The organism is Pseudoalteromonas luteoviolacea NCIMB 1942, from assembly GCF_001625595.1.
GTDB lineage: Bacteria > Pseudomonadota > Gammaproteobacteria > Enterobacterales > Alteromonadaceae > Pseudoalteromonas > Pseudoalteromonas luteoviolacea_A.
In genome coordinates this window covers 1-25591 of the sequence record NZ_AUXT01000225.1, presented here as the reverse complement: position 1 = coordinate 25591, position 25591 = coordinate 1, and the positions used below count along the sequence as shown (strand labels likewise).

24 protein-coding genes, 1 tRNA gene, 1 pseudogene and 1 riboswitch are annotated in these 25591 nt (G+C 42.8%); of the genes and pseudogenes, 22 read left to right on the top strand and 4 right to left on the bottom strand.

The features are described from left to right. Positions 1–255: 255 nt before the first annotated feature. The 12 genes from N482_RS23815 to speD all read left to right on the top strand — a co-directional run bounded on the left by N482_RS23815 (position 256) and on the right by speD (position 11636). On the top strand, positions 256–888 hold the full coding sequence (locus N482_RS23815) for a c-type cytochrome (RefSeq protein WP_063379413.1): 633 nt from the start codon (positions 256–258) through the stop codon (positions 886–888). A 636-nt stretch (positions 889–1524) separates the two neighbouring features. Further along, positions 1525–2175, top strand: a complete 651-nt coding sequence (locus N482_RS23810) for a class I SAM-dependent methyltransferase (RefSeq protein WP_063379412.1) — start codon at positions 1525–1527, stop codon at positions 2173–2175. Between the two features lie 26 nt (positions 2176–2201). Further along, positions 2202–2780: a Der GTPase-activating protein YihI gene (yihI, locus tag N482_RS23805; protein WP_063379411.1), complete on the top strand. Its 579-nt coding sequence runs from the start codon at positions 2202–2204 to the stop codon at positions 2778–2780. Beyond that, entirely contained in the window at positions 2777–3292 is a 516-nt protein-coding gene (locus N482_RS23800; RefSeq protein ID WP_063379410.1) for a DUF2489 domain-containing protein, read from the top strand. The genes yihI and N482_RS23800 overlap by 4 nt, the downstream gene beginning before the upstream one ends. Before the next feature lie 493 nt (positions 3293–3785). Beyond that, positions 3786–4367: an anthranilate synthase component II gene (locus N482_RS23795; RefSeq protein ID WP_063379409.1), complete on the top strand. Its 582-nt coding sequence runs from the start codon at positions 3786–3788 to the stop codon at positions 4365–4367. 44 nt (positions 4368–4411) lie between these two features. Next, entirely contained in the window at positions 4412–5587 is a 1176-nt protein-coding gene (locus tag N482_RS23790; protein WP_063379408.1) for an HDOD domain-containing protein, read from the top strand. 323 nt (positions 5588–5910) lie between these two features. Beyond that, complete coding sequence (locus tag N482_RS23785) at positions 5911–7122, top strand: aspartate aminotransferase family protein (protein WP_063379407.1); 1212 nt, start codon at positions 5911–5913, stop codon at positions 7120–7122. An 89-nt stretch (positions 7123–7211) separates the two neighbouring features. Then, a complete protein-coding gene (gene astA, locus N482_RS23780) occupies positions 7212–8237 on the top strand; it encodes an arginine N-succinyltransferase (RefSeq protein ID WP_063379406.1) in 1026 nt (341 codons plus the stop codon). Between the two features lie 13 nt (positions 8238–8250). Then, positions 8251–9723, top strand: coding sequence for a succinylglutamate-semialdehyde dehydrogenase (gene astD, locus N482_RS23775; protein WP_063379405.1), 1473 nt, complete (start codon positions 8251–8253; stop codon positions 9721–9723). 195 nt (positions 9724–9918) lie between these two features. After that, positions 9919–10257, top strand: coding sequence for a DUF3802 family protein (locus N482_RS23770; protein ID WP_172642397.1), 339 nt, complete (start codon positions 9919–9921; stop codon positions 10255–10257). Between the two features lie 69 nt (positions 10258–10326). Then, positions 10327–10740 carry an OsmC family protein gene (locus tag N482_RS23765; RefSeq protein WP_063379404.1) on the top strand — a complete coding sequence of 138 codons (414 nt, stop codon included), beginning with the start codon at positions 10327–10329 and terminating at the stop codon, positions 10738–10740. Positions 10741–10826: 86 nt separating this feature from the next. Continuing rightward, positions 10827–11636 (top strand): adenosylmethionine decarboxylase, encoded by an 810-nt coding sequence (speD, locus tag N482_RS23760; protein ID WP_063356831.1) that lies wholly within the window; start codon positions 10827–10829, stop codon positions 11634–11636. Positions 11637–11682: 46 nt separating this feature from the next. Here the strand turns inward: speD and N482_RS23755 are convergent, their stop codons facing one another. Continuing rightward, positions 11683–13797, bottom strand: coding sequence for a TonB-dependent receptor (locus tag N482_RS23755; protein ID WP_063379403.1), 2115 nt, complete (start codon positions 13795–13797; stop codon positions 11683–11685). Positions 13798–13904: 107 nt separating this feature from the next. Between N482_RS23755 and N482_RS23750 the strand changes: the two genes are divergently transcribed. The 8 genes from N482_RS23750 to N482_RS23715 all read left to right on the top strand — a co-directional run bounded on the left by N482_RS23750 (position 13905) and on the right by N482_RS23715 (position 21396). After that, positions 13905–14294: an acyl-CoA thioesterase gene (locus tag N482_RS23750; protein ID WP_063379402.1), complete on the top strand. Its 390-nt coding sequence runs from the start codon at positions 13905–13907 to the stop codon at positions 14292–14294. Positions 14295–14392: 98 nt separating this feature from the next. After that, positions 14393–14800, top strand: coding sequence for an META domain-containing protein (locus N482_RS23745; protein WP_063379401.1), 408 nt, complete (start codon positions 14393–14395; stop codon positions 14798–14800). 32 nt (positions 14801–14832) lie between these two features. Continuing rightward, positions 14833–14934: riboswitch (TPP riboswitch) on the top strand. Positions 14935–15108: 174 nt separating this feature from the next. Beyond that, positions 15109–17061, top strand: a complete 1953-nt coding sequence (thiC, locus tag N482_RS23740) for a phosphomethylpyrimidine synthase ThiC (RefSeq protein ID WP_063379400.1) — start codon at positions 15109–15111, stop codon at positions 17059–17061. 50 nt (positions 17062–17111) lie between these two features. Then, entirely contained in the window at positions 17112–18134 is a 1023-nt protein-coding gene (locus tag N482_RS23735; RefSeq protein ID WP_063379399.1) for an FAD-dependent oxidoreductase, read from the top strand. Next, on the top strand, positions 18131–18328 hold the full coding sequence (gene thiS, locus N482_RS23730; protein WP_063379398.1) for a sulfur carrier protein ThiS: 198 nt from the start codon (positions 18131–18133) through the stop codon (positions 18326–18328). Before N482_RS23735 ends, thiS begins: the two co-directional genes overlap by 4 nt. Then, entirely contained in the window at positions 18329–19111 is a 783-nt protein-coding gene (locus tag N482_RS23725) for a thiazole synthase (RefSeq protein ID WP_063379397.1), read from the top strand. A gap of 19 nt (positions 19112–19130) precedes the next feature. Further along, positions 19131–20651, top strand: a complete 1521-nt coding sequence (thiD, locus tag N482_RS23720; RefSeq protein ID WP_063379396.1) for a bifunctional hydroxymethylpyrimidine kinase/phosphomethylpyrimidine kinase — start codon at positions 19131–19133, stop codon at positions 20649–20651. Continuing rightward, the gene (locus N482_RS23715) at positions 20641–21396 is read left to right on the top strand and encodes a HesA/MoeB/ThiF family protein (protein WP_063379395.1); all 756 of its coding nucleotides are present in this window, start codon (positions 20641–20643) and stop codon (positions 21394–21396) included. Before thiD ends, N482_RS23715 begins: the two co-directional genes overlap by 11 nt. A 32-nt stretch (positions 21397–21428) precedes the next feature. Here N482_RS23715 and N482_RS23710 read toward each other — a convergent pair. From N482_RS23710 to rsgA, 3 genes and pseudogenes are all read right to left on the bottom strand, one after another. Continuing rightward, a pseudogene (locus N482_RS23710) lies at positions 21429–22261 on the bottom strand (transposase domain-containing protein). Between the two features lie 123 nt (positions 22262–22384). Next, positions 22385–23251, bottom strand: a complete 867-nt coding sequence (gene asd, locus N482_RS23705; RefSeq protein ID WP_063379394.1) for an archaetidylserine decarboxylase — start codon at positions 23249–23251, stop codon at positions 22385–22387. Between the two features lie 91 nt (positions 23252–23342). Then, positions 23343–24395, bottom strand: a complete 1053-nt coding sequence (rsgA, locus tag N482_RS23700) for a small ribosomal subunit biogenesis GTPase RsgA (protein WP_063379431.1) — start codon at positions 24393–24395, stop codon at positions 23343–23345. 174 nt (positions 24396–24569) lie between these two features. On the opposite strand from rsgA, the gene orn reads away from it, so the two are divergent. Together orn and N482_RS23690 are read left to right on the top strand one after the other, a co-directional pair. Further along, positions 24570–25115, top strand: a complete 546-nt coding sequence (gene orn / locus N482_RS23695; RefSeq protein WP_063379393.1) for an oligoribonuclease — start codon at positions 24570–24572, stop codon at positions 25113–25115. 250 nt (positions 25116–25365) lie between these two features. Next, positions 25366–25441: transfer RNA gene (locus tag N482_RS23690), tRNA-Gly, on the top strand. Positions 25442–25591 lie beyond the last annotated feature (150 nt).

Here is a 25591-nt window from a genome sequence, read left to right as displayed (position 1 = left end):
TGCGTCAAAAGAATTTCTGGACTAAGTTTAATCTATGTCAAAGCCATATAAATTATAGGTTTAATCTGAGTAGAAAACATATCGCAGAATTTTTTATCGTGTACTATGTAAAAATTGCAGCGTAAAGCGTGGGTATATTGAGCGTCACTTAAGAAATTAAGTCAATATGCATATGATTAGTCTCTACCCAGTATTGCGAAATTTAGCGTATTTCGTTTGGGTTGAGAGTTACAGGGTCGAAACAGAGAATTTACCATGAAAAAAATAGCATTATCTTTAACTATGCTGCTAGGTACGTTGTCAATTAACAACGTTGCAGCATTCGATGGCGACGCAGAGGCTGGTAAGGCAAAAGCGGCAACTTGTGCTGCATGTCATGGGCCAAGTGGCAATGCCCCTGTGACTATGTACCCCAAAATAGCTGGGCAGCATGCAGACTATATCTATAAGCAATTAAAAGAATTTAAACTGGGGATGACCTCAGGTGGTAAAGAGGGTCGTATGGACCCTGTGATGAGTGGTATGGCAATGCCACTTTCTGATCAAGATATGAAAGACTTATCTGCGTATTTCGCTGATATGCCAATGAGTGCGGGTACAACACCAGAAGATGTGGTCGCTGCGGGACAGAAAATGTATCGTGCAGGTGACGCCGAACGTGGAATACCCTCATGCATGGCGTGCCACGGCCCGCGAGGTAATGGTACATCCCTGGCTAAATTTCCTAAGATCTCGTTCCAACACCCAGAGTATATCAAGGCGCAGCTCGAAAAGTTTCGTGACGGCTCACGTGGGAACGATGCAAACGGTATGATGAGAGACATTGCTACTAAATTAACGGACAAAGACATCGAAATATTGTCAAAGTATTTAGGTGGATTACATTAAAGTCGTATGTAACTGATACCGACTTAAATTAAACCCAAAATATATAAAAAGGCAGCTTGATAGTTGCTTTTTTTTGATCTGTTTCCTGTGAGATATATCTCAAATTGTTTGTGAGATTATAGCTAAATAAAAATGTAGGCATTAACGCAAAATGAATTTTATTAAATTTATAAGTTTATGTATTTATTTGTATTTTGTTTTTTTCTCTGTTGCTGAGGTAATAATTTTGTTATTGATTAGTTGTAACTGTTTAAAATCAGCGTAGATTAATCCGTGTCGTCAAGACAATACAAAAACAGGGACAATGCGGTAGGAAGCTGAGACGACAGGTTCTAGGTGTTCATTTGGATGCCACATAAATGGATGAATAATAAAGCGTTAGGAAGACCGAAAATAAAAAAAGCAATGGAAGTTTGATAACAATAACAATATGGAAAGACTCACGGAAGTAAAATAAAAACAAAACGGAAGATAAATAAGAAAAATAATAAAAGACTAAAAAGTCGAAGGGAGAAGTGTCCGAATTGTGACGCTCAGATTAGCAGGCGGTAGAGAGTAATCTCTGCCGTCTTTTTATTTGTACACTTTTTAATTGCTGGTACAATACTCCTTTTCAGCACGCTTGGTTCATCATCTTTGCAAAATCCTCAAACACTTCAGTGTGGCCTCTGTGGTGGAGAGCAACTCGAGCATTACCATCAAGATAAATTTCGTGACTATTGGCAGTGCCAGTGTTGCAAGTTGGTAAGTGTGGAAAAGTTGCATAGACTTTCACCACAAGCAGAAAAAGCCATTTACGACAGTCATGATAATGATCTCAATGATCAAGGTTACAGGCGCTTTTTATCGCGCGTATTTGAACCTGTGACTGCGCGTTTAGATGGAGTCAAGAGTGGTTTAGACTTTGGCTGTGGGCCAGGACCTTTACTCGCAAAAATGTTTTCTGAGGTTGGGCATAACATGGCGATCTATGATCTATATTATGCTAATGATACTTCAGTGCTTGATCGCGAGTATGATTTCATTACGTGCACAGAAGTAATTGAACATTTGGCGCAGCCAGGCGAGATATTAAATCAATTAATGACATTGTTAAAGCCAGGATCGCCATTGGCGATGATGACGAAGCTGGTAATAGATAAAGCGCGTTTTGCGTCTTGGCATTATAAAAATGATCAAACACATATTTCATTTTTTAGTCGCGAAACATTTGAATATATAGCAGAGCAATTCAACACCGACATTGAGTTTATTGGCAATGATGTAATCATTCTCACTAAACGTTGATTCGGCATAGTAAGTGGTAGAGAAACATGACGAGAAAGAAGAAATCACGCAAGCTTGGTGAAAACGGTTCACCTCGATTGAGCAAAGAGAAGTTGAGAGAGTTGCGCGCGATGAAAGAGCAGCGCGTGAAAAAGCAAAAGGGCAATAAAGCAGGTACTCGTAATGCTCAGGAAGCTAAAGTGGAGCTTTCAACAAACTCGGGGACAAAAATTGACCCTCGTGCTGGCAGCAAGAAAAAAATTGCTTTGACGTCAGAGCAAAACCTACAGCCTAAGACACCACAAATGAATCGCCATTTGAAACCTCAGGCCAACTTAACGAAAGCGCATGAGCCGGAGTTAACATTAGAAGAAGAACTTCAACAACTAGAAAACGATGAGCGTTTAATGAAGTTGCTTGAATTACATGAGCGTGGCGAGTTATTGACTGGTAAGGACGCGAAATTCTTTAACCGCGCCATTGCCCGTCATCAGGAGCTCTGTGAATTGCTCGGTATCGACGATGAGTTTGAAGAAGAAGACATGATTGAAGCTGATCCATTGGCTGATTTTGTCAGTAATGACTTGGCAGACGAATGGTTAAGTGATGACGAGGATGATAAATGAGTACGTTGTGGATCATTGCGCTTATAGTGGGTGCGTTGATAGTTGCAGGTCTCGCTTTTTATGCTGGTAAGTTGTTATGGCAGCTTAAAGTGCAAAAAGAAACCATTGCAAAGTTGCAGGCTGAGCAAACTGAAAAGTTAGAAAAGTCGAGACAAGAGCGCAATGGAAAACTGGCGGATAGCATTAACTTAATTGCAAAGGCGATGAGGCAAAAGCAGTGTGAATACTCAGAGGGGTGCTTGCGAGTTTGGGTGCTAATTTCTCAGTATAGCTTTGATGAGGAAGTGTCTCTCGAAGCGGCTTATCCAGGTGTTTATGAGATGTATGATGAAGTCAAAGAGATGCCTACGCATGATGCGCGTAAAAAGTATTCAAAGAAAGAAATTTTCAAAATGGATACGAAACGTTGGCGTGCTGAAGAACGTTTGGAGTCGCAGATATTACAGGACTGTGACAAGCTACTAAACGAATTTAAAGCGTTACCCGGCAGCGAAAACGTCGTATTTCAATAGTTGTCGAAAGTGATACTGTGTAGGGGGCATAGAAACTATGACCCCTAAAGCTTTTCAGCAGGGCTTTACATGTTAATAGGCCACCTGGGAGGGATAACAGTGTATCAAGTCTCGTCCCAGCAGCGACTGGAATAGTTTTGTCATTGGCACGGGGATGAGTTGCAGAGAAGGTTTTGGTGCTTTCCGGTTTACCTCTAGGTTCAATTGGTTCATATTTTCCTTAATGTTTATTGATAGTGTCGTGTTTGGCTTTACCTTTATTTTGTACGTATGTTACTCATTGTCTGTAAGAATATATTTCCAACGTTAAGTGCACTGACAAGTCGTGTACTTTTTGGTGCTGATGTTAGTTCAAGGGGTAATTGTGGTAGTATGCCGCGTCCAGCCATGTTCAACGAATTACTCGGTAGGCGAGTTACGAATGTGAAGGTTTTTGGTTTTGTGCTGTGGTAGTAAGTATGGCAAGTCGTAATAGTTTTGAGGTAAAGATTGAATGTTATTAATGATCGATAATTACGATTCTTTCACGTTTAACCTCGTCCAGTATTTTCAAAAATTAGACAAAGAGGTCTTGGTCAAACGCAATGACGAACTTTCCATCGCGCAAATCAAACAACTTAACCCTGAACATATTGTCATCTCTCCAGGTCCTTGTACGCCAAACGAGGCGGGTATTTCTTTGCAAGTAGTGGAACAATTGCAAGGCAACTTTCCAATACTGGGGGTTTGTCTTGGGCATCAAACAATTGCGCAAGTTTTAGGGGCGCGTGTGGTGCGGGCTAAGCAAGTTATGCATGGCAAAGTTTCAAAATTGCATCATAATAATAAGGGCGTATTTAATGGATTGCCCAGTAGCTTTAACGTGTGCAGATATCATTCTTTAGCAGTAGATATTACGACGCTCCCCCCTGAATTAATGCTTACAGCTTGGACTGAGAGTGAGCCAGGGGAGCTAGATGAAGTGATGGGTTTATGTCATACTGAGCGCGCGTTAGAAGGGGTACAATTCCATCCTGAGGCTGTCTTAACGGAGTATGGGTTAAGACTACTTGATAACTTTATTGCTCGCTTCTAACCTTTAAAGAGCAATTTCTAATATACCAAAAAAGATTATAATTGATGACACAAGACATTAGGCAGTCACATATTGCGCAGGCAATTGCACAACGTGCACATGACGTTCTAATTAGCCACAACTTTGCACAGCAGCAAATTGGTTACATTCAAACATTTGATATGAACTTTGGCGAGTCGGTTCCGCAGAGAACGATGCTAGAAGTAGAGTTAGCCGCAGCTGCCAAACGACAAGAAAAAAGTACGAGTCATCATAAGTATATTGCTAAGGCCAGCAACCACTTACACCAAGTGATTGAATCAGGCATTGAAATGCAATTAAGCGATTTGGATTCTATCTACTCTGAGGTCGTCGGTGTTCAGGATGCTGTACCAACTATTCTGGATATTCTTGCTGTAAAGTCTGCTTCAGTGGGTCGATTGGAACCTCTCGTAAATGATCTATCTTGGCTTGGTCGCGACTTAGTATCATTGGTTAACTTGCCCCAATACCGCAAAGTAAATAGTAAAGGCACTTCAGTGAAGGTGGATACACCAGCACTGGCATTGCGTTACCTTGGGCTTGAAAACTTACAAATGGTCATTCCTACTTTTGCTGTGCGTCACTGGATGCCGCACTCGACTGAACCATTTCCATTACTAAAAAGAAAGTTGCGTGATATCAGCATGGCGACAGCCATAGCTGCCAAAGCTATCGCTTCTTTGTATGACGTTAAAGAACAACACGCGTTCACGCTGGGCATGCTCGTTGATATTGGCAAGATTGCACTTACGCGCCTTTATTTAAGAACTTTTGACCGTGTATGGCAGGGCAAAATTAAAATAGCCCGAGATAAAAACCAAAAAGATCTGCATACTGCTTTGCTAGAATTAGGACCGGACCCGTTATTTTTACGAAACCTACTTTTAGAACATGCACCAACCGTTTCTCAACGCTTGGTAGAGCAAATGGCATTTAAGTATCTACCGTTCAATGCAGCCGTAACGGAGGTTGCGCAAAGTTATTTGCCAAACATGAATAAAAATCTAGAAGATTTATTGCCTGTAACTCAGGTGATAAAAAAAGCATATGGTTACGCTCAATATCAATTGTTAAAAGACAGTCATCTAATAGAAGACGAAGAGGCAAAGTATTGGTTTGCTCACCTTGAATTGACAAAACAAGAGCAAGATTTATTGTCAAAAACTTCGCTACAGAGCCTGCAACTGACAATTTTGTAAAAAAACTGGAAATTTTTTCTCGCTTATTCATTCATTCGCCCCACCGCCAGAGATCGACTAAAATCCTTATATGGTGGGGGCGTATCCAATCCAATCGCTGATAGTTATTCACTGTTCTTGAAAAATTATACTAAAGCCTTGAATATTAAGGGCTGCAGGAATGCTTTCTATGAGACATTAAGGTAATTTTTTGGAATAATGTGCGTATGAAATTTGCACCGATTTGGGTAAATTCGGATCTTTTATATGACGGTTGAAGGTAATTGTTGTTAAAGCCGAGCGCTCAATTTTCAGTGCTGAACTCGCTAAAATGAGGATTTAAAATGACTATTAATCGTGAATTATTCGATCAAGTAATGGTACCTAACTATTCACCTTCTGCTGTTATTCCTGTTAAAGGTGAAGGTTCTCGAATTTGGGACCAAGAGGGTCGTGAATACATCGATTTTGCTGGTGGTATCGCTGTAAATTGTTTGGGTCATTGTCACCCTGCACTCGTGTCTGCTTTAAAAGAACAAGGCGAAAAAATCTGGCACTTATCCAATGTCATGACTAATGAACCAGCACTTAGACTAGCTAAGAAGCTTACTGATGCCACGTTTGCTGATAAAGTTTATTTTGCTAACTCAGGTGCAGAAGCGAATGAAGCAGCATTGAAGCTAGCACGTCGTTGGGCACTTGATAAATTCGGTGCTGAAAAGTCTCAGATCATCGCATTCAATAAAGGCTTCCATGGCCGTACATTCTTCACGGTAACAGTAGGCGGTCAAGCTGCTTACTCTGATGGCTTTGGTCCAAAACCTGGTGATATCGTTCATTGTGATTACAATGATCTGGCTGCATTTGAAGCACTTATCTCTGATAACACGTGTGCAGTTATGATGGAGCCACTTCAAGGTGAAGGTGGAATTGTATCTCCTGAAGCTGATTTTGTTAAAGGTGTACGCGAACTATGTGATAAACACAATGCGCTACTTATATTTGATGAAGTGCAAACAGGTGTAGGCCGAACAGGTGAGCTATATGCATATCAAGGTCTAGATGTAACACCAGACATCCTAACTACGGCAAAAGCACTTGGCGGTGGTTTCCCAATTGGCGGTATGATCACAACAACTGAAATTGCTCAGCATTTAAAGATTGGTACTCACGGTTCAACATACGGTGGTAACCCGTTAGCGTGTGCGGTTGCAGAAGCTGCATTCGATACAGTGAACACGACAGAAGTACTTTCAGGTGTAAAAGAAAAAGAAGCACTATTCCGCGAGTTATTAGCAGCAATTAATAACAAATACCAAGTATTCACTGAGATCCGTGGTAAAGGTCTACTTCTTGGTGGTGTGGTAAGTGAGAAATATGCAGGTAAAGCAAAAGAATTCTTAGTTGAAGGTGTTAAAGAAGGCGTTATGTCACTGGTTGCCGGTGCAAATGTGGTTCGTTTTACACCATCATTGGTGATTCCTGAAGCGGATATCCGTGAAGGTCTAGCACGCTTTGAAAAAGCGGTTGCGCGCGTTGTTGAAAACAACGCTTAAGTTATTGCACTAATTTAAGTGTTATAACCAATGCGGTGCGCTTTATGGGCACCGCCTGTCTAAAGGTTTATTGAGGAGTAAGCGGGCTCATGATGATCCTTCGCCCAATCCAAAAAAGCGATTATCCAGCGCTTTTGAACATTGCCCAAGAGTCGGGGCATGGTTTTACTTCATTGCCTCTAAATGAAGAGTTGTTACAAAACAAGATTGAACGTTCTATGACGTCTTTTGGCAAAGAAACGGATGTCCCATTCGATGAAGGGTATTTGTTTGTGCTAGAGGATACTGAGACGGGAGAAGTTGTTGGAACCAGCGCAATTGAAGCAGCTGTTGGACTTGACGACGCGTTTTATCACTATCATTTGAGTAAAGTTATCCATTCATCTCGTACTCTGAATGTTTACAAAGCAGTGGATATTCTTACGCTATGTAATGATTACACCGGTGCAACAGAGCTTTGTACTCTGTTCTTAAAAGATAAGTACCGCAAAGGCCTAAACGGCAAGTTATTGTCAAAATCTCGTTTCATGTTTATTAACCAACATCGAACGCGTTTTGCAGAGACGGTGATTGCCGAAATGCGCGGTGTATCAGACGAGAATGGCAGCAGCCCATTTTGGAAGTGGCTAGAAGAGCACTTTTTCTCAATGGACTTTCCTACGGCCGATTACCTAACTGGCATTGGTCAAAAAGTATTTATTGCTGAACTTATGCCGAAATACCCAATTTATGTCAATTTATTGAGTGAAGAAGCGCAAGCTGTTGTTGGTGAAGTGCACGATAATACACGTCCTGCTATAGAATTGCTGAAAAGTGAAGGCTTTACTTTCAATGGTTACGTCGATATTTTCGATGCAGGCCCGACAGTTGAAGCTAAAGTGGACAATATCCGCACAATTCGCGCGACAGAGTTTTTTAAAGTGCGTATTGATGAAACAGCGAAGTCGCAAACTGGTGGTTCCCCAGTACTTATTGCAAATGATAAACTAGCAGGTTATCGTGCGACGGCAATTGAGCTAGAGATGCCTCAAGGCGATGAAATCGCTATTTCGGCAGAACTTGCAAGCGCGCTTCAAGTAACTGATGGCGACACCGTTAGTATCGCAACTCTTTAATTGGGAAAGAATTATGACAACACATGCAGCACAATTTATCAATGGTAAATGGTTAGCTGGTGAAGGTGCAGAATTTACGTCTGTGAACCCAGCAAATAATGAACAAATCTGGTCGGCAAATGCTGCGACCGCAGAACAAGTAGACAGTGCAGTAAAATCTGCGCGTGAAGCATACTATCTGTGGAGTGACCTAACTTTTGAAGCGCGCTTAGACATAGTCAAGCGCTTTGCAGAAGTGTTAAAAGAGCACGGCGAAGAGCTTGCAATTGCAATCGCAAAAGAAACGGGTAAGCCACTTTGGGAAACTCGCACTGAAGCCGGTGCAATGGTGGGTAAAATTGCTATCTCTGAAAAAGCATACCACGAGCGTACCGGTGTGGTTGAAAATGCGATGCCAGTAGGTCGCGCTGTGATCCGCCACAAAGCTCATGGCGTGGTTGCGGTATTTGGTCCTTACAATTTCCCAGGTCACCTGCCAAATGGTCACATTGTTCCAGCACTTCTTGCTGGCAACACTGTTGTATTTAAGCCGTCTGAAATGACGCCATATGTTGCAGAGTTAACTTTACAACTTTGGGAAAAAGCTGGTTTACCAGCTAGTGTGATCAACCTAGTTCAAGGTGAAGTAGAGACTGGTAAGGCACTAGCTTCACACAAAGGCATTGATGGTTTATTCTTCACGGGCTCTTCTCGTACAGGTCACTTTCTACATGAGCAGTTTGCGGGTCAGCCTGGCAAAATATTGGCACTAGAGATGGGTGGTAACAACCCACTTATCGTTAAAGATGTAACAGATACGAAAGCGGTCGTGCATGACATCATCCAGTCTGCATTTATCTCAAGTGGTCAGCGCTGTACTTGTGCGCGTAAGCTATTCTTACCGCAAGGTGAGCAGGGTGATGCCATCCTTGCACAATTATTGCGTGCGACTAAAGCTATCAAGATTGGTAACTTTGATGATGAAGACCAACCATTCATGGGTTCTATGATCTCAGAAGCTGCGGCGGCGGGTATGGTTGCTGCACAGCGACAGCTTGTTGAATTAGGCGGTGAGAGTCTGTTAGCGCTGACTCATACTCAGGGTACTGGCTTTGTAACACCAGGTATTATCGAGTGTACTAACGTAACAGACTTCCCTGATGATGAACATTTCGGTCCTCTATTAAAAGTGTTCCGTTACACAGACTTTGATGCGGCAATTGAACTTGCAAACGACACTAGTTTTGGTCTATCTGCAGGTCTACTGAGTGACAACGAAGCAGATTACGACCACTTCCTGCGTCGCATCCGTGCGGGTATTGTTAACTGGAACCGTCCAATCACAGGTGCTTCAAGTGCTGCACCATTTGGTGGTATCGGTGCATCAGGCAACCACCGCGCGAGCGCTTACTACGCTGCGGATTATTGTGCATACCCAGTGGCATCTGTTGAACTTGAAAAAGTTACATTACCAGGAAGCTTGAGTCCGGGCCTATCATTAGATTAAAATTACCTCCAATAGGTAATTTATAATAACGCGTGTCGCAATATTATTTTGCACTGAATTTATCTCACGCTTTATTCTTAAAAAAGCAGCATTCGCTGCTTTTTTATTTTTCTGGGGCGCTGAAAAGTAGCAATCAGATCAAGTTTCTGCTTAAATCAATAGGAGATGTCGTTGGTAAACTCAGGTGGGCAATATATGGTTTTAGATAAACAAGGATATGATGAGTTAGTCATGTATCTGACACAAAATTTAGCCTTGTTTGAAAAGCCGGGTGTAGTAAAGCCTAATGCACCTAAGGTTGTTGAATTAATTGAAGATGTCATTGCTGAGCATGTGATCCGTTTGTGTGAGCAGCATACTGGGTTGTCGACTGAACAACGTAGCTTGATTGTTAGAGAAGTCGATGGCATTGTGTATGACCTACAGGAAGTGTTGTCCAGCGTTGTTGATCAGCGTGTAACTGAAGAACAACAAGAGTTTATCGAAGAGTTTGCTGGTTTAGTTAAAAACTTATTTGATTCAGCTATTCAGTGATCAGAGATAAAGATTTAAAGAAGCTAACACCGCCTAATGGCGGTGTTATTCGTTTTGAGAAGGTAAAATATGCAAGCGAGTGTAAAGTGGGTTGAAGGTGATACGTTTTTAGGGCGTTCGAACTCGGGCCATAATGTGGTGTTTGATGCCGGCAGCGATAGTGCTGCGCCAAGTCCTATGGAAATGGTATTAATGTCTGCTGGTGCTTGTGCGTCTGTTGATGTTGTGAGTATTTTGAAAAAGGCCAAACAAGTTGTGCATAATGTAGAAGTAAAGCTTTCTGCTGAGCGTGCGGAGTCTGCGCCTAGAGTATTTACGAAAATCAATCTACACTTTGTAGTTACTGGTGATAAGGTGTCTGAAAAGCACCTTGCTCGAGCTGTTAATTTGTCTGCGGAAAAGTATTGCTCAGTGGCCTTAATGCTTGAAAAAGCAGTGGAAATTACACATACCCACGAGGTTGTACAAAGCGAAGAAAAATAACGCTTTTTAAGCGACTATTTTTCGTATAAAATCCGCGAACTTTTAGTTCTGCAGCGCAGATTTTCTTGTTTTAAGGTGGGTCTATCGTGAACAAGCCCTTTAATAAAATTAAACTCCATGGCTTTAACAACTTAACAAAGAGTTTAAGCTTTAGTATCTACGATATTTGCTACGCTAAAACTGAGCAACAGCGAAAAGAGTACATTGAATATATTGATGAGCAGTACAGTGCAGATCGTCTAACTGATATTTTAAAAGAAGTGGTCGATATCATCGGTGCAAATGTCTTGAACATCGCTCGCCAGGATTATGATCCGCAAGGTGCCAGTGTAACGATTTTGGTGTCTGAAGAACCCGTTGAAGGCACAGTGCCGCACAGCCAAGAAACACCGGGCCCGTTACCTGATTCAGTGGTTGCGCATTTAGATAAAAGCCATATTTGTGTTCATACATATCCTGAAGCGCACCCGCATGATGGTATCTGTACTTTCCGTGCTGATATTGAAGTGTCAACGTGTGGTATCATTTCACCACTCAAAGCGCTGAACTTTTTAATTCACTCTCTAGAGTCTGATGTGGTGACAATCGATTATCGTGTGCGTGGATTTACACGTGATGTGAATGGCGTAAAACACTATATTGATCATCCAATCCACTCTATCCAAAACTTTATGACAGACGATACTAAAGACGCCTATCAAATGGTGGATGTGAATGTTTATCAAGAAAACTTGTTTCACACAAAGATGATGTTGAAGGAAACCGATTTAAATACATATCTATTTGGCATTACAACGGATGAGCTGACTGACGAAGAAGAAGAAGAGATCCGCAATAAGTTAAATCGTGAAATCCAAGAAGTGTTTTACGGTAGGAATTTACCAGATCCTGAATAAGGTTGTTGGTAGAACTAAAAAACGGCGCTTAAAGCGCCGTTTTTACTTACAGTGTATAGTTAAATGTTAAACCGTATACTCTAGGCTCTGCATATTGCACATATGTGTCGGTTTCCCAGCCACTTCTTGGGTCATTACCGAATTGGAAGCCACGCACTGGCACATCTGTATCAGCTAAGTTTCTGCCCCATACAGTTAGGCTCCAGCTGTCACTGAAGTATGAAATACTGGCATTGATGAGATTCTGACTCGGAGCTTGAGCGTTATGGCTATCAGAGAAGAAATGGTCATCTTTGCCTTCGAATCCTAATTGCGCACTGATGTTGTCAGTGACGTCGTAGACAAATGTAAATGCATATTGATATTTAGGTGATTGTGCTTGTTCACGACCATCGAAATCATCACCATTGACGGTAACAAAGTCCTCAATCTTAGTATCTAGGTACCCTAAACTGTATTGCAATGAGAGTGCATTGAGTATTTGGCTGGTACCCTCTATTTCAAGGCCATAATTTCTTCCTTTACCCGCATTGCTAATAAAGCCGGCAAATTGCACGCCTTCTAATTGCCATTGCTTTAATTGCATGTCTTCTCTGTGCATATAAAATGCAGTGAGGTGTAAAGTATGACGCTTATCTCTCGATTGGCCTTTGACACCAAACTCAAGGTTCCAAAGGTACTCAGGGTCGAATGTGAAGCCTGATTGCGGAATGGTAATACCATCATCTTTGGCTTTTGCCAGTGCTTCGCCGTTGACACCACCCACTTTGTAACCACGATTTAAGCTTGTGTAAATCATCGTCTGGGGCACTACTTGGTATTCAAGCGCTATTTTACCACCCACCATAGTGTCATCAGTGTCTAGGTCAAATGCATTACTATCTAAGTAGTCACTTGAATAGGACTCAACACGTATACCAGTGATTAATTTAACGTCTTCTTTTACCTGAGTGACTTTATGTGCAAATAGCGCATGGTTTTGTGTTTCAAAGTTGGATTTGAACTGAGCTGGCAGGTCGCCATGCTTACCTCTTTGGCGGTCTAGGATGACATCGTGTCTGCGGCTAAAAGCGCCAATGACCCAAGACTTATCTTTACTTTTAACTCTTACTTCAGCTGAGCCCCTTTCATGGTCTCGTACGTAGGCATCAAAGTATTGTCCATAATAAGCGATATGATCTGGGTGTAGACCTGCCTCACATAGCACTGGTTGGGCAGTATCGGCACAGACCCAGTCTTCGTCATAGCTGTACTCGGTATCTGCCTGCAGGCCACTTGCGAGTATTTCAATATCGACAGACGACATACCTGTGTAGTCTGCTGTCAGGGAGAATGCGTCACTTTCTTGAGTGTCTTTACCCGGTTGGCTGGCAACACTTTGGCGGGTATTGTCTAAGGTAAAACCATCATAGCCATTATCAATATTAATGTGGTGATATACAAAGCCAAGATTTAAGTCGTCGTTAGCGGCATAGCTAACTTTAAACCTTGCAACACTTTCATCTAAGTCCTGAGTATCGTCATTTAAATAGACGTTATCGACAAAACTATCAGATTGCTTTTGGTAAATACTGGCGCGCGCAGCAATAGCATCTGTTAATCCGGTTCCAATGGCAACTCCTGCTTCATGCGTTCCATAATTTGCAGCACCCAGCTTGAGATTAACACTAGGCGCTTGAGTTGGTGAATTTGAGTGAATGTCTATGATCCCACCCATGGCGTCTGCACCAAATTTAGTGCCTTGAGGGCCACGATAAATGGCCACTTGGTCCGCATCAAATAACAATGCACTACCGCCCAAGCCAGAATAGTTAATATTGTCTATTAAAACCCCCACACTCGGTGTTATAGGGTCGACAAACTGGGAGCGCAATCCGACTCCACGGATCTGAACGAAACGACCGCGTGACGCACCAGCCGTAAAGTTAACATTGGCTGCGCTGTTTAATATTTCATCTAAATAGCTGGCACCACGAGTTTGAATGTCTGACTCATCAAAAACGGATGCACTAGCACTTAACGTGAGTATTGACTCTTGCTGAAAGTCTCCTGTCACTTGAATCGTTTCGATGTCTTGGTTTGAAGGTGCTTGTTCAGCAATCGCTGTATTTGAAAATGCTACTGATAAACTGGTAGCGAGCAATGAGAGTTTTAGCTTCATTTGTGATTTATAGTCCCGTGTAAGTTGCGCTCTAGTTTAGCAAAAGCCCGACCACATAACTGAATATTTATGATATAAACTTTCGCATTCTAATCAGAGGACGAACTATGACGTTTAAAGTTGACTTTAAAGTAAGAGATTATGAGTGCGATTTACAGGGGATCGTTAACAATAGTGTGTACTTTAATTATTTAGAACATGCACGGCACGAGTTTTTAGCTTACAAGGGGATTGATTTTGCCGCTTTGGCCGAACAAAAAGTCAATCTGGTGGTGATCCGTTCAGAAATGAACTATAAAAACTCATTAAAACCGGCTGACGAGTTTTATGTTGAGGTAGAAGCGCAAAAAGTCAGTAAGTTAAAATTTGCTTTCCACCAAAAGGTAATAAGAAAGCATGATCAAAAATTGATGTTAGATGCAATTGTGACTGGGACTTCGGTAAATGAACGTGGCCGCCCGTTCCTACCTCAGGAAATTGAGCTGCTATTCTCTTAATTTTCGTACAAAAAGGTAATTTATTACACATTTTTACTGCCTATTCTGTGCGACCAAGCGTTATAATTAAATTTGATTTTTAAACGTTTGGTTTACCAATGAAAAAGACCTTTTTATTTTGTCTAATGAGCTTGGTGCTTATTGGCTGTAAAAGTACAGGGACGGTAAACGCTCATTCGCTCAAATATTCCAGCTGGCAATTAAAAACACCAGTTGAAGTAGCAGCGCAGGACGCCATTACAATCGAGTTTTTAGATGCATTCAGAGTAAATGGATACGCTGGATGTAATCGCTTTTTTGGTCAAGGTGAGATCAGAGATGGGCAGCTATTTGTGTCTAATATTGGCATGACACGCAAACTCTGTGGACCAGAGGCGAATGCGAAGGAGCAGGCATTTTTGAACATGCTACAAATCGGAGCTCCGATAGAACAGAGCGCAGATGAATTAGTTTTGCGTGGTGATGCAAATTGGCATTTCGGACCAGTTGAAAGGCGCTTTGACTAATTCGCTGACATTCAGTAGACTTTGTCTCAATTCGTTACTTGTCGGAGTGCCCTTTTGGGCTGAGATCGCTGTATTGCGGGATCCGTGGACCTGATCAGGTTAATGCCTGCGTAGGGAACAAGCTGCTTAGTATGCATCACCAAATGGATACCTAAGCTGCAATTTATTAGCGTCGTGCTAATAAATTATCCACCAAAATCTGCACTTAATATCGTTATTGGTTTAATTAATAGCGAGAACGTGTATGAACCCAATCTCTTCCTTTTCGGAATTCTGACAAGACACCTTAACTAAAAATGAGGCACGTCATGTCAAATAACAGTAGCAAGTTGTCACGTCGCGAGTCACGCGAAGCGGCTTCGGAATTTATCTATAACCTAAAGGGTCAACCATTCCCTAACTCTAAAAAGATTTATGTAGATGGTGAGCAAGAAGGTGTTCGTGTGGGAATGAGAGAGATCTCATTGAGCGACTCTTTCGTGGGTGGAACAGAAGAAGATCCAATCCTTGAAAAGAACGAGCCGGTTAGAGTGTATGACACATCAGGCCCTTATACTGATCCTGAATTCACGTTAAACGTACGTGAGGGCTTACCTAAATATAGAGAAAACTGGATTGTTAATCGTGATGACACAGAATTATTAACCTCTGTAACCTCTCAGTTCTCTCAACAGCGTATGGCTGATGAAGGCTTGGACCACATTCGTTTTGAGAACTTACCTAAAATTCGCCGCGCGAAACCGGGAAAAAATGTCACGCAAATGCACTATGCGCGCCAAGGTATCATAACGCCCGAAATGGAATTTGTAGCGATCCGTGAAAATATGGGGCGTGCAAAGATCCGCGAAGAGTTGTTAGCGCAGCAACACGAAGGCCAATCTTTTGGTGCTGAAATTCCAGATTTCATTACTCCTGAGTTTGTCCGCTCAGAGGTTGCTCGTGGTCGTGCAATCATTCCAAATAACATCAACCACTCAGAATCGGAGCCTATGATTGTTGGCCGTAATTTCTTAGTGAAAGTGAATGCAAACATCGGTAATTCATCGGTCACGTCTTCTATCGAGGAAGAGGTTGAAAAGTTAGTATGGTCTACTCGTTGGGGTGCGGATACCGTAATGGATTTATCTACGGGCCGTTATATCCATGAAACGCGTGAATGGGTTGTACGTAACTCTCCGGTACCAATCGGTACAGTGCCAATTTACCAAGCACTTGAAAAAGTAAATGGTGTCGCAGAAGACCTCACTTGGGAAATCTTTCGCGACACGCTCATTGAACAAGCAGAGCAAGGTGTGGACTACTTTACAATCCACGCGGGTGTACTGTTAAGATATGTACCTATGACAGCTAAGCGTGTAACAGGTATTGTATCTCGTGGTGGCTCGATCATGGCAAAGTGGTGTCTTGCGCATCATAAAGAAAACTTCCTTTACACACACTTTGAAGACATCTGTGAGATCATGAAGCAATATGATGTCTGTTTCTCTCTAGGTGATGGTCTACGTCCAGGTTCAATTGCAGACGCGAATGATGACGCGCAATTATCAGAACTTCGTACTTTAGGTGAGCTCACTAAGATTGCGTGGGAACATGATGTTCAGGTCTTTATTGAAGGTCCTGGTCACGTCCCAATGCATATGATCAAAGAAAACATGGACGAGCAACTTAAGCATTGTCATGAAGCTCCTTTCTATACACTGGGTCCATTAACAACCGATATTGCACCTGGCTATGACCACTTCACATCGGGCATTGGTGCTGCGCAAATCGCTTGGTATGGAACGGCCATGTTATGTTATGTGACACCAAAAGAACACTTAGGTCTGCCAAACAAAGAAGACGTTAAAGAAGGTTTAATTACTTACAAGATTGCAGCCCATGCAGCAGACCTTGCAAAGGGTCACCGCGGCGCGCAGATCCGAGACAACGCTTTATCTAAGGCGCGTTTTGAATTCCGCTGGCACGATCAGTTCAACTTGAGCCTAGATCCTGAAAGAGCACTTTCTTACCATGATGAGACGCTACCACAGGAGTCAGGTAAAGTGGCACACTTCTGTTCTATGTGTGGTCCTAAGTTCTGCTCAATGAAAATCACTCAAGACGTTAGGGATTATGCTAAAGAGCTTGAAGCACGAGGTATTGACCCGAATAATGTGGGTGACGCCATCGAAATTAAGATGGTCGATGTTGAAGCTGAAATGAAAGCAAAGTCAGAAGAGTTCAAAAGTAGTGGCTCAGAAATTTATCACAAAGCTATCTAATCCAGTTCACACCATTTGCTAACGCAAATGGTGTTTTTTTAGGGTATCTCATGTCAGAACTTGGTAAAAAGCCTTGCGTGGCTATTGTCGGATTTGGCCTAATTGGTCGGATCGCCGCGTTAGAGTTAATGGAGCGCTATGACATCACGGTCTTTGAAAAAGACCGACAAGATGCACAAACAGGTGCTGGGACGCTCGCAGCTGCTATGTTGGCACCATTGGCTGAGTCTGTGATTTGTTCAAAAGCTTTGGCAGAGCAAGGGCTAGAATCCATTGCTATGTGGCCAAAAATATTGGCAAAACTTGACTCTGAGGTGTTCTTTCAACAAGCTGGTAGCCTCATTGTTGCACATCAACAAGACAGAGGAGACTTACAAAGCTTTTCCCAACGATTGATACCGCTTGATGGTCATCATCCGTTATCTGTAGATCGGCGCATGATAACCGAGCTAGAGCCAGAGCTTGGAGGACGTTTTACCAATGGTTTGTTTTTACCTTGTGAAGGACAGCTTGATAATTTAGGCTTTTTTAAAGCCAGCTATAACACGTTGAAACGCTGCGGTGTGCAGTTTAACTATGGTAGTGAGGCGGTTATTGCTAGAGGGTGTGTTAATGAGCATGCCTATGATTGGATTATTGATTGCAGAGGCGTAGGGGCTAAAGTTGATAACCATCAATTGCGTGGCGTGCGAGGTGAAGTGGCACGTATCTATGCACCAGAAGTTGCTTTACAGCGCCCTGTTAGATTGATGCATCCTCGATACCCTATCTATATTGCACCTAAACCAAATCACCAATTTGTCATCGGTGCGACTGAAATTGAATCTCAAGACGATGCTGATATTACTGTACGTTCTACATTAGAGTTACTGTCAGCAGCTTACACGGTACATAGCGGGTTTGCGGAAGGGCGGGTATTGTCCTTGAATGCAGGGCTGCGTCCCGCTTTTGTTGATAACCATCCGCGCATTGAGAGAAAAGACAACGTGATTGCAATCAATGGATTATATAGGCATGGCTATTTACTAGCGCCAGTTTTAGTCCGGCAAGCACTTTGTGAGGGTCTATTATGAATTTAATTTACAATGGTGAAGACATCCAAGTGGGTGCCCATTTATCATTACAGCAAATCATTGTTAGCAAAGGGGCCGTTCCACCGTTTGCAGTTGCCCTTAATGGGCAATTTGTGCCAGCGGGGCTATTGCCTGAAACTAAACCAGAAAATGGGGATAGCGTCGAAGTTTTGTCTCCTATCCAAGGGGGTTAAATGGATAAGCTGGCAATTTACGGCGAGTGTTTTGACAGTCGGCTACTCATTGGTTCTGCTCTGTATCCATCACCACAGATCATGCAAGACGCAATTAACAGCGCTGGTGCTGATATTGTGACCGTATCATTGCGTCGCCAAAATTCAGTTGCAGCTGGTGAAGATTTTTGGCAATTGATCAAAGACACGGGCTTAAGAGTTCTGCCAAATACAGCGGGATGTCACAGTGTGAAGGAAGTTGTAACACTGGCACAAATGTGCCGTGAAGTTTTTCAAACAGACTGGATAAAGCTGGAGTTGATCGGAGATGAATATAATTTACAGCCTGATCCTATTGGCCTGTTAGAAGCAACAGACATTTTATTGAAAGACGGTTTTAAAGTACTCCCGTATTGCACTGATGATCTTGTGTTATGTCAGCGATTAGCTGACTTAGGTTGTGAAGTGTTAATGCCTTGGGGGGCACCAATTGGGACTGGGAAAGGTCTCATCAATCCATACAATTTAAAAACGATTCGAGAGCGTTTACCCGAACAAACCTTGATAGTCGATGCTGGGCTGGGGTTACCTTCTCATGCTTGTCAGGCTCTGGAGTTAGGTTATGATGCCGTTCTGCTAAATAGTGCAGTAGCAGGTGCTGGCGACCCTGTTGCGATGGCAAGTGCATTTGCACACGCAGTGACTGCTGGGCGAATGAGTTATAAAGCACAAGCGATGCCAGAAAAAGACGTCGCAGCACCATCTACCCCAACCATGGGGATGCCTTTTTGGCATCAAAATTAAAGAATGTTTAGGAGTCAATGTGTCTAATGTTGTATGGAGTATTGCCGGTTCCGATTCAGGTGGCGGCGCGGGTATACAGGCAGATTTAAAAGCGATGCAAAGTTTTAATGTACATGCTTGTACGGCAATTACAGCTTTAACCGCGCAAAATAGCTTGGGTGTAGAGGCAATCAATGCTGTGTCGACTGAGGTGATCGAATCTCAACTTCTGGCTTTAGAAGCGGACATGAAAGCATCGGTAATAAAAATTGGTATGCTTGCAAATGTGCAGCAGATCCAAATGGTAGCGGAGCATATCGAGCGATACAAAAGTCATTGGGATACGCCGCCCCAAGTAGTGTACGACCCAGTTGCAATTGCAACCAGTGGCGATGCTTTGACAGAAGAAGATACAGTTGATGCGATAAAGACACATTTGCTGCCGCTGGTGGATGTGATTACGCCCAACACACACGAAACGCAAATTCTTACGGGTGTATATTTAATTGGCCCAGACGCGGTGAAAGAAGCTGGACAAAAATTGCGCTCATTTGGTGCCAAGTCGGTTGTTATAAAAGGGGGTCATTGGGATTATCCGAAAGGCTATTGCATTGACTATTGCTGGCATGAAGATGAAGAGTATTGGCTTGGTAATGAAGCCATCAATACCCCGCACTCCCACGGTACTGGTTGTAGTCTATCTTCTGTTATTGCAGCTTGTTTGTCTAAAGGCTACCCATTAAAAGATGCCTTTATTTTGGGCAAAGCATACATCAACAAGGGGCTAAAAGCTGCGGTTCGGTTTGGTGAAGGGATTGGCCCAGTTGCTCATACTGCATTTCCTCATCAGCTAGAAGACTACCCACAAGTGATTGAGGCTGGTAGCTGGTTGGGTGATGAACTCGATTTAATGGTACTTGACGAATACAACTACACAGCTGGGTTTGCGCCTATTGAAGAGGACTTAGGCCTATATGCCGTTGTCGACACTATAGAGTGGTTGGAGCAATGTCTAAAAAATGGTGTTAAGACTGTGCAACTTAGGGTTAAGGACGCTCAATCACCTACGTTAGAGCAAGATATTGAAATAGCGATTTTACTAGGTAAAAAATTTGAAGGTCGAGTATTTATCAATGACCACTGGGCATTAGCTATTAAGCATGGTGCGTATGGTGTGCATTTGGGTCAAGAAGATTTGAATGTGGCTGATTTGAACGCCATTCAAAAAGCAGGCCTTCGCTTAGGTTTATCTACACATGGCTTTTATGAAATGCTGCGAGCCCATAACTATCGCCCTAGTTATCTTGCATTTGGCGCTATCTACCCGACAACGACAAAAGATATGACAGGACAAATTCAGGGGCTAGAAAAATTGAGACTCTTTGTGCCTCTGATGAATGCACATTATCCAACTGTTGCCATAGGTGGAATTGATTTGTCACGAGCTGGTGAAGCGGCGCAAACTGGTGTAGGGAGTGTTGCGGTCGTTCGCGCGATTACTGAAGCCGCATCTCCTGAGCAAGCCATCATTGAACTAAAACAGGCTATCAATGAACAATGAATTAAGTGATAGAGAGCGGTTGAGATACAGTCGTCACCTATTGTTGGATAAAGTTTCAGAAACCGGTCAAAAACAACTTAAATCCGCCCATGTTGCTGTAATAGGCTGCGGTGGTTTGGGCAGCCCCGTACTATTTTACTTAGCAGCAAGTGGGGTAGGTAAGTTATCATTTTTTGATGATGATAAAGTCGAGCTTTCTAATCTACAGCGGCAGATCTTGTATAAAGTGAATCACTTAGGACAAGAAAAAAGTAATGCTGCGAAAAAGGTACTCGCGAGTCTTAATAACGATATCGAGCTAGTGCCAAATAACGTGAGATTGAGTGTCGATAATATCGGTATCATGCTGTCTGACGTGCACTGGGTTGTCGATTGCAGCGACAATTTCACAACCCGTTATCTGCTCAATGAGTATTGCTACCGCAATCAAAAGGTCTTGATATCTGGCGCGGCACAAGGCACGAATGGTCAGTTTGGCTTTTTTGATTATCGTGAGACAAGCGCGTGTTACGCTTGTTTGTTCCCAGAAAACTTGCAAAGTAGCTCTGTACTGAATTGTCAAAATGCTGGGGTTATGAGTCCGCTGCTTGGTATTGTTGGCTCAATGCAGGCTCAGGCTGTATGTAATGGCATTTTGGGGTTACAACAAGGGGAGAGCTATTTTGTAACGATTGACGCTCTGTCGCTGGCACAGAGACGTTTTCAGTTGACTAAAGATCCAACCTGTTCGGTGTGCTGTGAATAGAATTAAACAGGGCCCCTAAGGGCCAATGCGGTTCACTTAAGGTGAGCGGTATCTCTTTTTGTAGGGTAGCGACTTGGTCGCTTCTTTACCCATCTAGGGAATGTCCTTTGCCATCTAGGAGCCAGAATCAAGCTTTCTGTTATTTCATAAAAGTTTTTGAGCTGCCTTGGTAAAGTACCAGATGAAGAAGATGAAGAATACGGTAGCCCAATTATTAAGCTCATTATATGGCCAAGCGCACCATTAAAACTCAGCTGATACGGTAAATAATCTCCCTTTAACATCATGCACATTTGTGTCATCTGATAGCGAATGAGATTATATGTCAGTAGTATCCCCCAGAGTTGTTGCTTGACCAATTTTGACAAACCATTCAAACTTGGGGGGACTGAGTTTCTAACCCTCTATTACTCTTTGGCTTCATGAACGATTGATTGTTTTCATCTGTATTTTCTGTACGCCACACTACGCCATCAACACCAAGCAAGGTTAATCCATTCCAAGCTGTTAAATTAGCTTGCTCTTGCCTGTGTCTCTGAGTACATTGAAATAACGCTTTTGCTGCGGCTTCCCCTAGCGTTTGTCGTCGTTGTGTTAATGCGCTTGGCGCTACAAATGGTTTGCCTTCTCTATCTACAATATCCAATAGGTTAACGATATCAGCCATGGATTTATCGTTGTAGATTGCCGTGCCTATCAACAACCAAGCCATAGACTCCAACGTCAACTTTCGCTTTCTAAGCGTGACAGTATTGGTAAGGGAGTAAGCTTCTTCAATCAACTCTAAAGGGAGTCAATCAGCAAGCGTTTATACCTGATTAGGTTCCCAACTATTTATAACATCTAAGGCCTTAAACACGAGCATAAAAAAATCCGATAAGCATAGTTTATCGGATTCTGACATACTCAAAAGATCATTAAATTGAACGAGCAAATAAGGCCTAAACTGATCGTCATTAGCCCCTAGGGCCCTTTTTAATTGGTAATATTATTTTGCGATAGTCGCAAAAGGTGTTCCCATTCTTGTAACTGTTTCAGGCTGTTGGTCTGCTAAAAAGTCGGCTTTATCAGCTCCCCAAGCCAAGATGACCGTTGAACCTAGTTTAAAGCGGCCCATTTCGTCGCCTTTTTTCAGCTTGATGGCATTGTCACCGCCTGCTGGATAGTTCCAGGTAAAGATGTCCTTACCTGCTGGTGGCGTCACTGTACCTGCCCAGATGGTTTCGATGCTTGCTACGATTGTTGCACCCACTAGGACCATAGAGAGAGGGCCAATGTCAGTATCAAAGATAGCAACTACACGCTCATTACGAGCAAAAAGGTTAGGTACGTTTTGTGCTGTGAGTGGGTTAACTGAAAATAAGTCACCAGGTACATAGATCATTTTTCTCAGTACACCGTCTACAGGCATATGGATGCGATGATAGTCTTTCGGTGCCAGATAGATGGTAGCAAATTTACCACCAAGATAAGGCGATACATCTTGTTCGCTGCCGCCAAGTAGAGTTTGTAAGCTGTAGTCATGCCCTTTAGCTTGGATGATTTGTCCATCAACAACAGCACCAAGTTGGCTGATTGCACCATCTACGGGATGAGCTAATATATGCTTTTCGCTTGCTAATGGGCGGATCTCTGGTTTTAGTGGGCGAGTGAAGAACTCATTAAAGGTTTTGTAATGCGCGGGATCTTCATACAGTGCTTCGCTCATATCAATCTTATATTGCTTGATAAACAGCTTAATCAACTGCGTGGTTAGGGCACCCGCTTGTGCAGCTGCCAACTTACCAACCAAACGTGAAACAGCATGTTTTGGGAGCGCATATTGCAATGCAATTTTGATTTTATCCAAGTTCACATTATTTTCCTGAGTTATGTGTGCCGAACATTGAAATGACAATGTTTGGCTTATTTAAATCGTAATTATCTAAAACCGGTAAAGAATAGTATCAAACTCTCGGTGCCCGTGCACCTGCACGGCCATCGGCCATCGACTCTAGAATGCGATGATAGCTATCAAAGCGCAACTCGCTTACCTTACCTTCTTCAACCGCTTCTAGAATCAGGCAGCCAGGATCATTTAGATGTTTACAGTCTCTGAAGCGACAGCCACCAATAAACTCTCTAAACTCTTTAAAGCACCAAGTTACGCGTTCTACTTCAAGGTGCCATAACCCAAATTCACGGATCCCTGGGCTATCAATAAGGTTGCCTCCAGTGGGCAAATGGTGGAGCTTAGAAACCGTTGTGGTGTGTTGCCCGAGGCCGCTATTTTCAGACACTTCCTGCGTTAATATGCCTGCATCAGGCAAAACTGTATTCACAAGGGTTGATTTACCGACCCCTGATTGGCCAACAAAGATATTGTTTTTATCGACCAACAGGGATTTTAGCTCTTCAATACCTTCTCCTGACTTATTACTGACAAGTAAGACTTGATAACCGAGGTCTCGATAAATATCGAGGACTTCATTAACGTACTCTAAGCCTTCTTCATCCAATAAATCTATTTTGTTAAGGATAAGAATCGGTTCGATACCCATGTCCTCGCAAGCGACAAGGTATCTGTCAATGATTTGCGGAGTGAAATCGGGTACTACCGCAGAAACCATTAGGATCTGGTCTATATTGGCAGCGACAACTTTGACACCGTCGTAAAAATCTGGACGGGTTAGCTGCGAGCGACGCTCTTCTACTGCTTCAATTACGCCAGCAAGATCGCCTTCACTTACCTTGGCACGACGAAATATTACATTATCGCCACATACTAAGCTGCTGACGGTACGTCTAATATTACAGCGTAAGACTTCGCCATCTTGGGTTTCGACGTCTGCATGTTGACCAAAGCGACTGACAACAGTCGCATTTTCAGTAGGGCCTAAGTTATCTGATTGCCATTGCAATTCAGGGCTTTCGTTGTGTTTGGCTTTCGCCAAACGCTTTTGTTGGTTGGCCTTAATCCTACGGGATTGGCCATGACTGAGTTTTTTACGTTTTGCCATATCAATAAACTCACGAGACGAATTATTGCGAATGATTGGTGTATAAGCCATTCATAGGCTATAACTCAATAAAATTGCCCCGCTTTGTAAAAAAAAGCTTTTGGTCGAGTGATGAAGCTAATATGATATATCTAATTGCATTGGATCTAAAGGAAAGTACCGCTAAGGTAGTGTATGTCTTTTCATGAATCAAACTTGGTATGGCTCGACCTAGAGATGACAGGGCTAGAACCTAAAACAGATAAAATACTCGAAATCGCGACTGTGATCACCGATGTTGATCTCAATGTGTTGGCGGAAGGCCCTGTAATAGCTATCCATCAGAGTGATGAGCTGCTAGACAATATGGACGAGTGGTGTACAAACCAACATGGTCGTTCTGGTCTAACTGCGCGATGTAAGGCAAGCTCTTTTGATGAAGAGTATGCTGTTAAAGAAACGCTCGACTTCTTAAAACAATGGGTTCCACCGGGTAAATCACCTATGTGTGGTAACTCGATTGGCCAAGACCGCCGCTTTTTACACAAGTATATGCCTGAATTAGAAGCCTACTTTCATTACCGCAACTTAGATGTAAGTACGATAAAAGAATTGGCGCGACGTTGGAGACCTGAGCTGTTGAATGATATTCAAAAGAAAAGCTCACATTTGGCGTTGGATGATATCAAAGATTCCATTATGGAATTGAAGGTGTATCAGCAAAAATTCTTCAAAATTTAAAAAAAATACTTGCAAAGCTTTTCGTATCTTGTAGAATCCTGCCCCGCTTGAAAGGACAAGCTCAGTTGCTATTGAGCTGTTTTTGAAGCGGGTATGAAGCAGTATGTGCTCGGCTGCTAAATCGTTAGACGCGACCCGTCGCGCTCCAGCGGAAAATTAGAGCAAAACTATGAAGCGGCCCTAGCTCAGCTGCTAAAACGTTAGACGCGACCTGTCGCGCTCCAGCGGAAAATTAGAGCAAAACTATGAAGCGGCACTAGCTCAGCTGGTAGAGCGCGACCTTGCCAAGGTCGAGGTCACGAGTTCGAACCTCGTGTGCCGCTCCAAATTTTCAGGCTTGTTCATTGATAAAATGTTGAATAAACCTATTAAGCAGCCCTAGCTCAGCTGCTAAAACGTTAGATGCGGCCTGTCGCGCTCCAGCGGAAAAATTAGAGCAAAACTATGAAGCGGCCCTAGCTCAGCTGCTAAAACGT

Excerpts from the sequence above, each read along its gene's own strand:
- N482_RS23815 (WP_063379413.1), top strand. The coding sequence starts at position 256 with ATGAAAAAAATAGCATTATCTTTAACTATGCTGCTAGGTACGTTGTCA.
- yihI (WP_063379411.1), top strand. The coding sequence starts at position 2,202 with ATGACGAGAAAGAAGAAATCACGCAAGCTTGGTGAAAACGGTTCACCT.
- N482_RS23800 (WP_063379410.1), top strand. The coding sequence starts at position 2,777 with ATGAGTACGTTGTGGATCATTGCGCTTATAGTGGGTGCGTTGATAGTT.
- N482_RS23795 (WP_063379409.1), top strand. The coding sequence starts at position 3,786 with ATGTTATTAATGATCGATAATTACGATTCTTTCACGTTTAACCTCGTC.
- N482_RS23790 (WP_063379408.1), top strand. The coding sequence starts at position 4,412 with ATGACACAAGACATTAGGCAGTCACATATTGCGCAGGCAATTGCACAA.
- N482_RS23785 (WP_063379407.1), top strand. The coding sequence starts at position 5,911 with ATGACTATTAATCGTGAATTATTCGATCAAGTAATGGTACCTAACTAT.
- astA (WP_063379406.1), top strand. The coding sequence starts at position 7,212 with ATGATGATCCTTCGCCCAATCCAAAAAAGCGATTATCCAGCGCTTTTG.
- astD (WP_063379405.1), top strand. The coding sequence starts at position 8,251 with ATGACAACACATGCAGCACAATTTATCAATGGTAAATGGTTAGCTGGT.
- N482_RS23770 (WP_172642397.1), top strand. The coding sequence starts at position 9,919 with ATGGTTTTAGATAAACAAGGATATGATGAGTTAGTCATGTATCTGACA.
- N482_RS23765 (WP_063379404.1), top strand. The coding sequence starts at position 10,327 with ATGCAAGCGAGTGTAAAGTGGGTTGAAGGTGATACGTTTTTAGGGCGT.
- N482_RS23755 (WP_063379403.1), bottom strand. The coding sequence starts at position 13,797 with ATGAAGCTAAAACTCTCATTGCTCGCTACCAGTTTATCAGTAGCATTT.
- N482_RS23750 (WP_063379402.1), top strand. The coding sequence starts at position 13,905 with ATGACGTTTAAAGTTGACTTTAAAGTAAGAGATTATGAGTGCGATTTA.
- N482_RS23745 (WP_063379401.1), top strand. The coding sequence starts at position 14,393 with ATGAAAAAGACCTTTTTATTTTGTCTAATGAGCTTGGTGCTTATTGGC.
- thiC (WP_063379400.1), top strand. The coding sequence starts at position 15,109 with ATGTCAAATAACAGTAGCAAGTTGTCACGTCGCGAGTCACGCGAAGCG.
- N482_RS23735 (WP_063379399.1), top strand. The coding sequence starts at position 17,112 with ATGTCAGAACTTGGTAAAAAGCCTTGCGTGGCTATTGTCGGATTTGGC.
- thiS (WP_063379398.1), top strand. The coding sequence starts at position 18,131 with ATGAATTTAATTTACAATGGTGAAGACATCCAAGTGGGTGCCCATTTA.
- N482_RS23725 (WP_063379397.1), top strand. The coding sequence starts at position 18,329 with ATGGATAAGCTGGCAATTTACGGCGAGTGTTTTGACAGTCGGCTACTC.
- N482_RS23715 (WP_063379395.1), top strand. The coding sequence starts at position 20,641 with ATGAACAATGAATTAAGTGATAGAGAGCGGTTGAGATACAGTCGTCAC.
- rsgA (WP_063379431.1), bottom strand. The coding sequence starts at position 24,395 with ATGGCAAAACGTAAAAAACTCAGTCATGGCCAATCCCGTAGGATTAAG.
- orn (WP_063379393.1), top strand. The coding sequence starts at position 24,570 with ATGTCTTTTCATGAATCAAACTTGGTATGGCTCGACCTAGAGATGACA.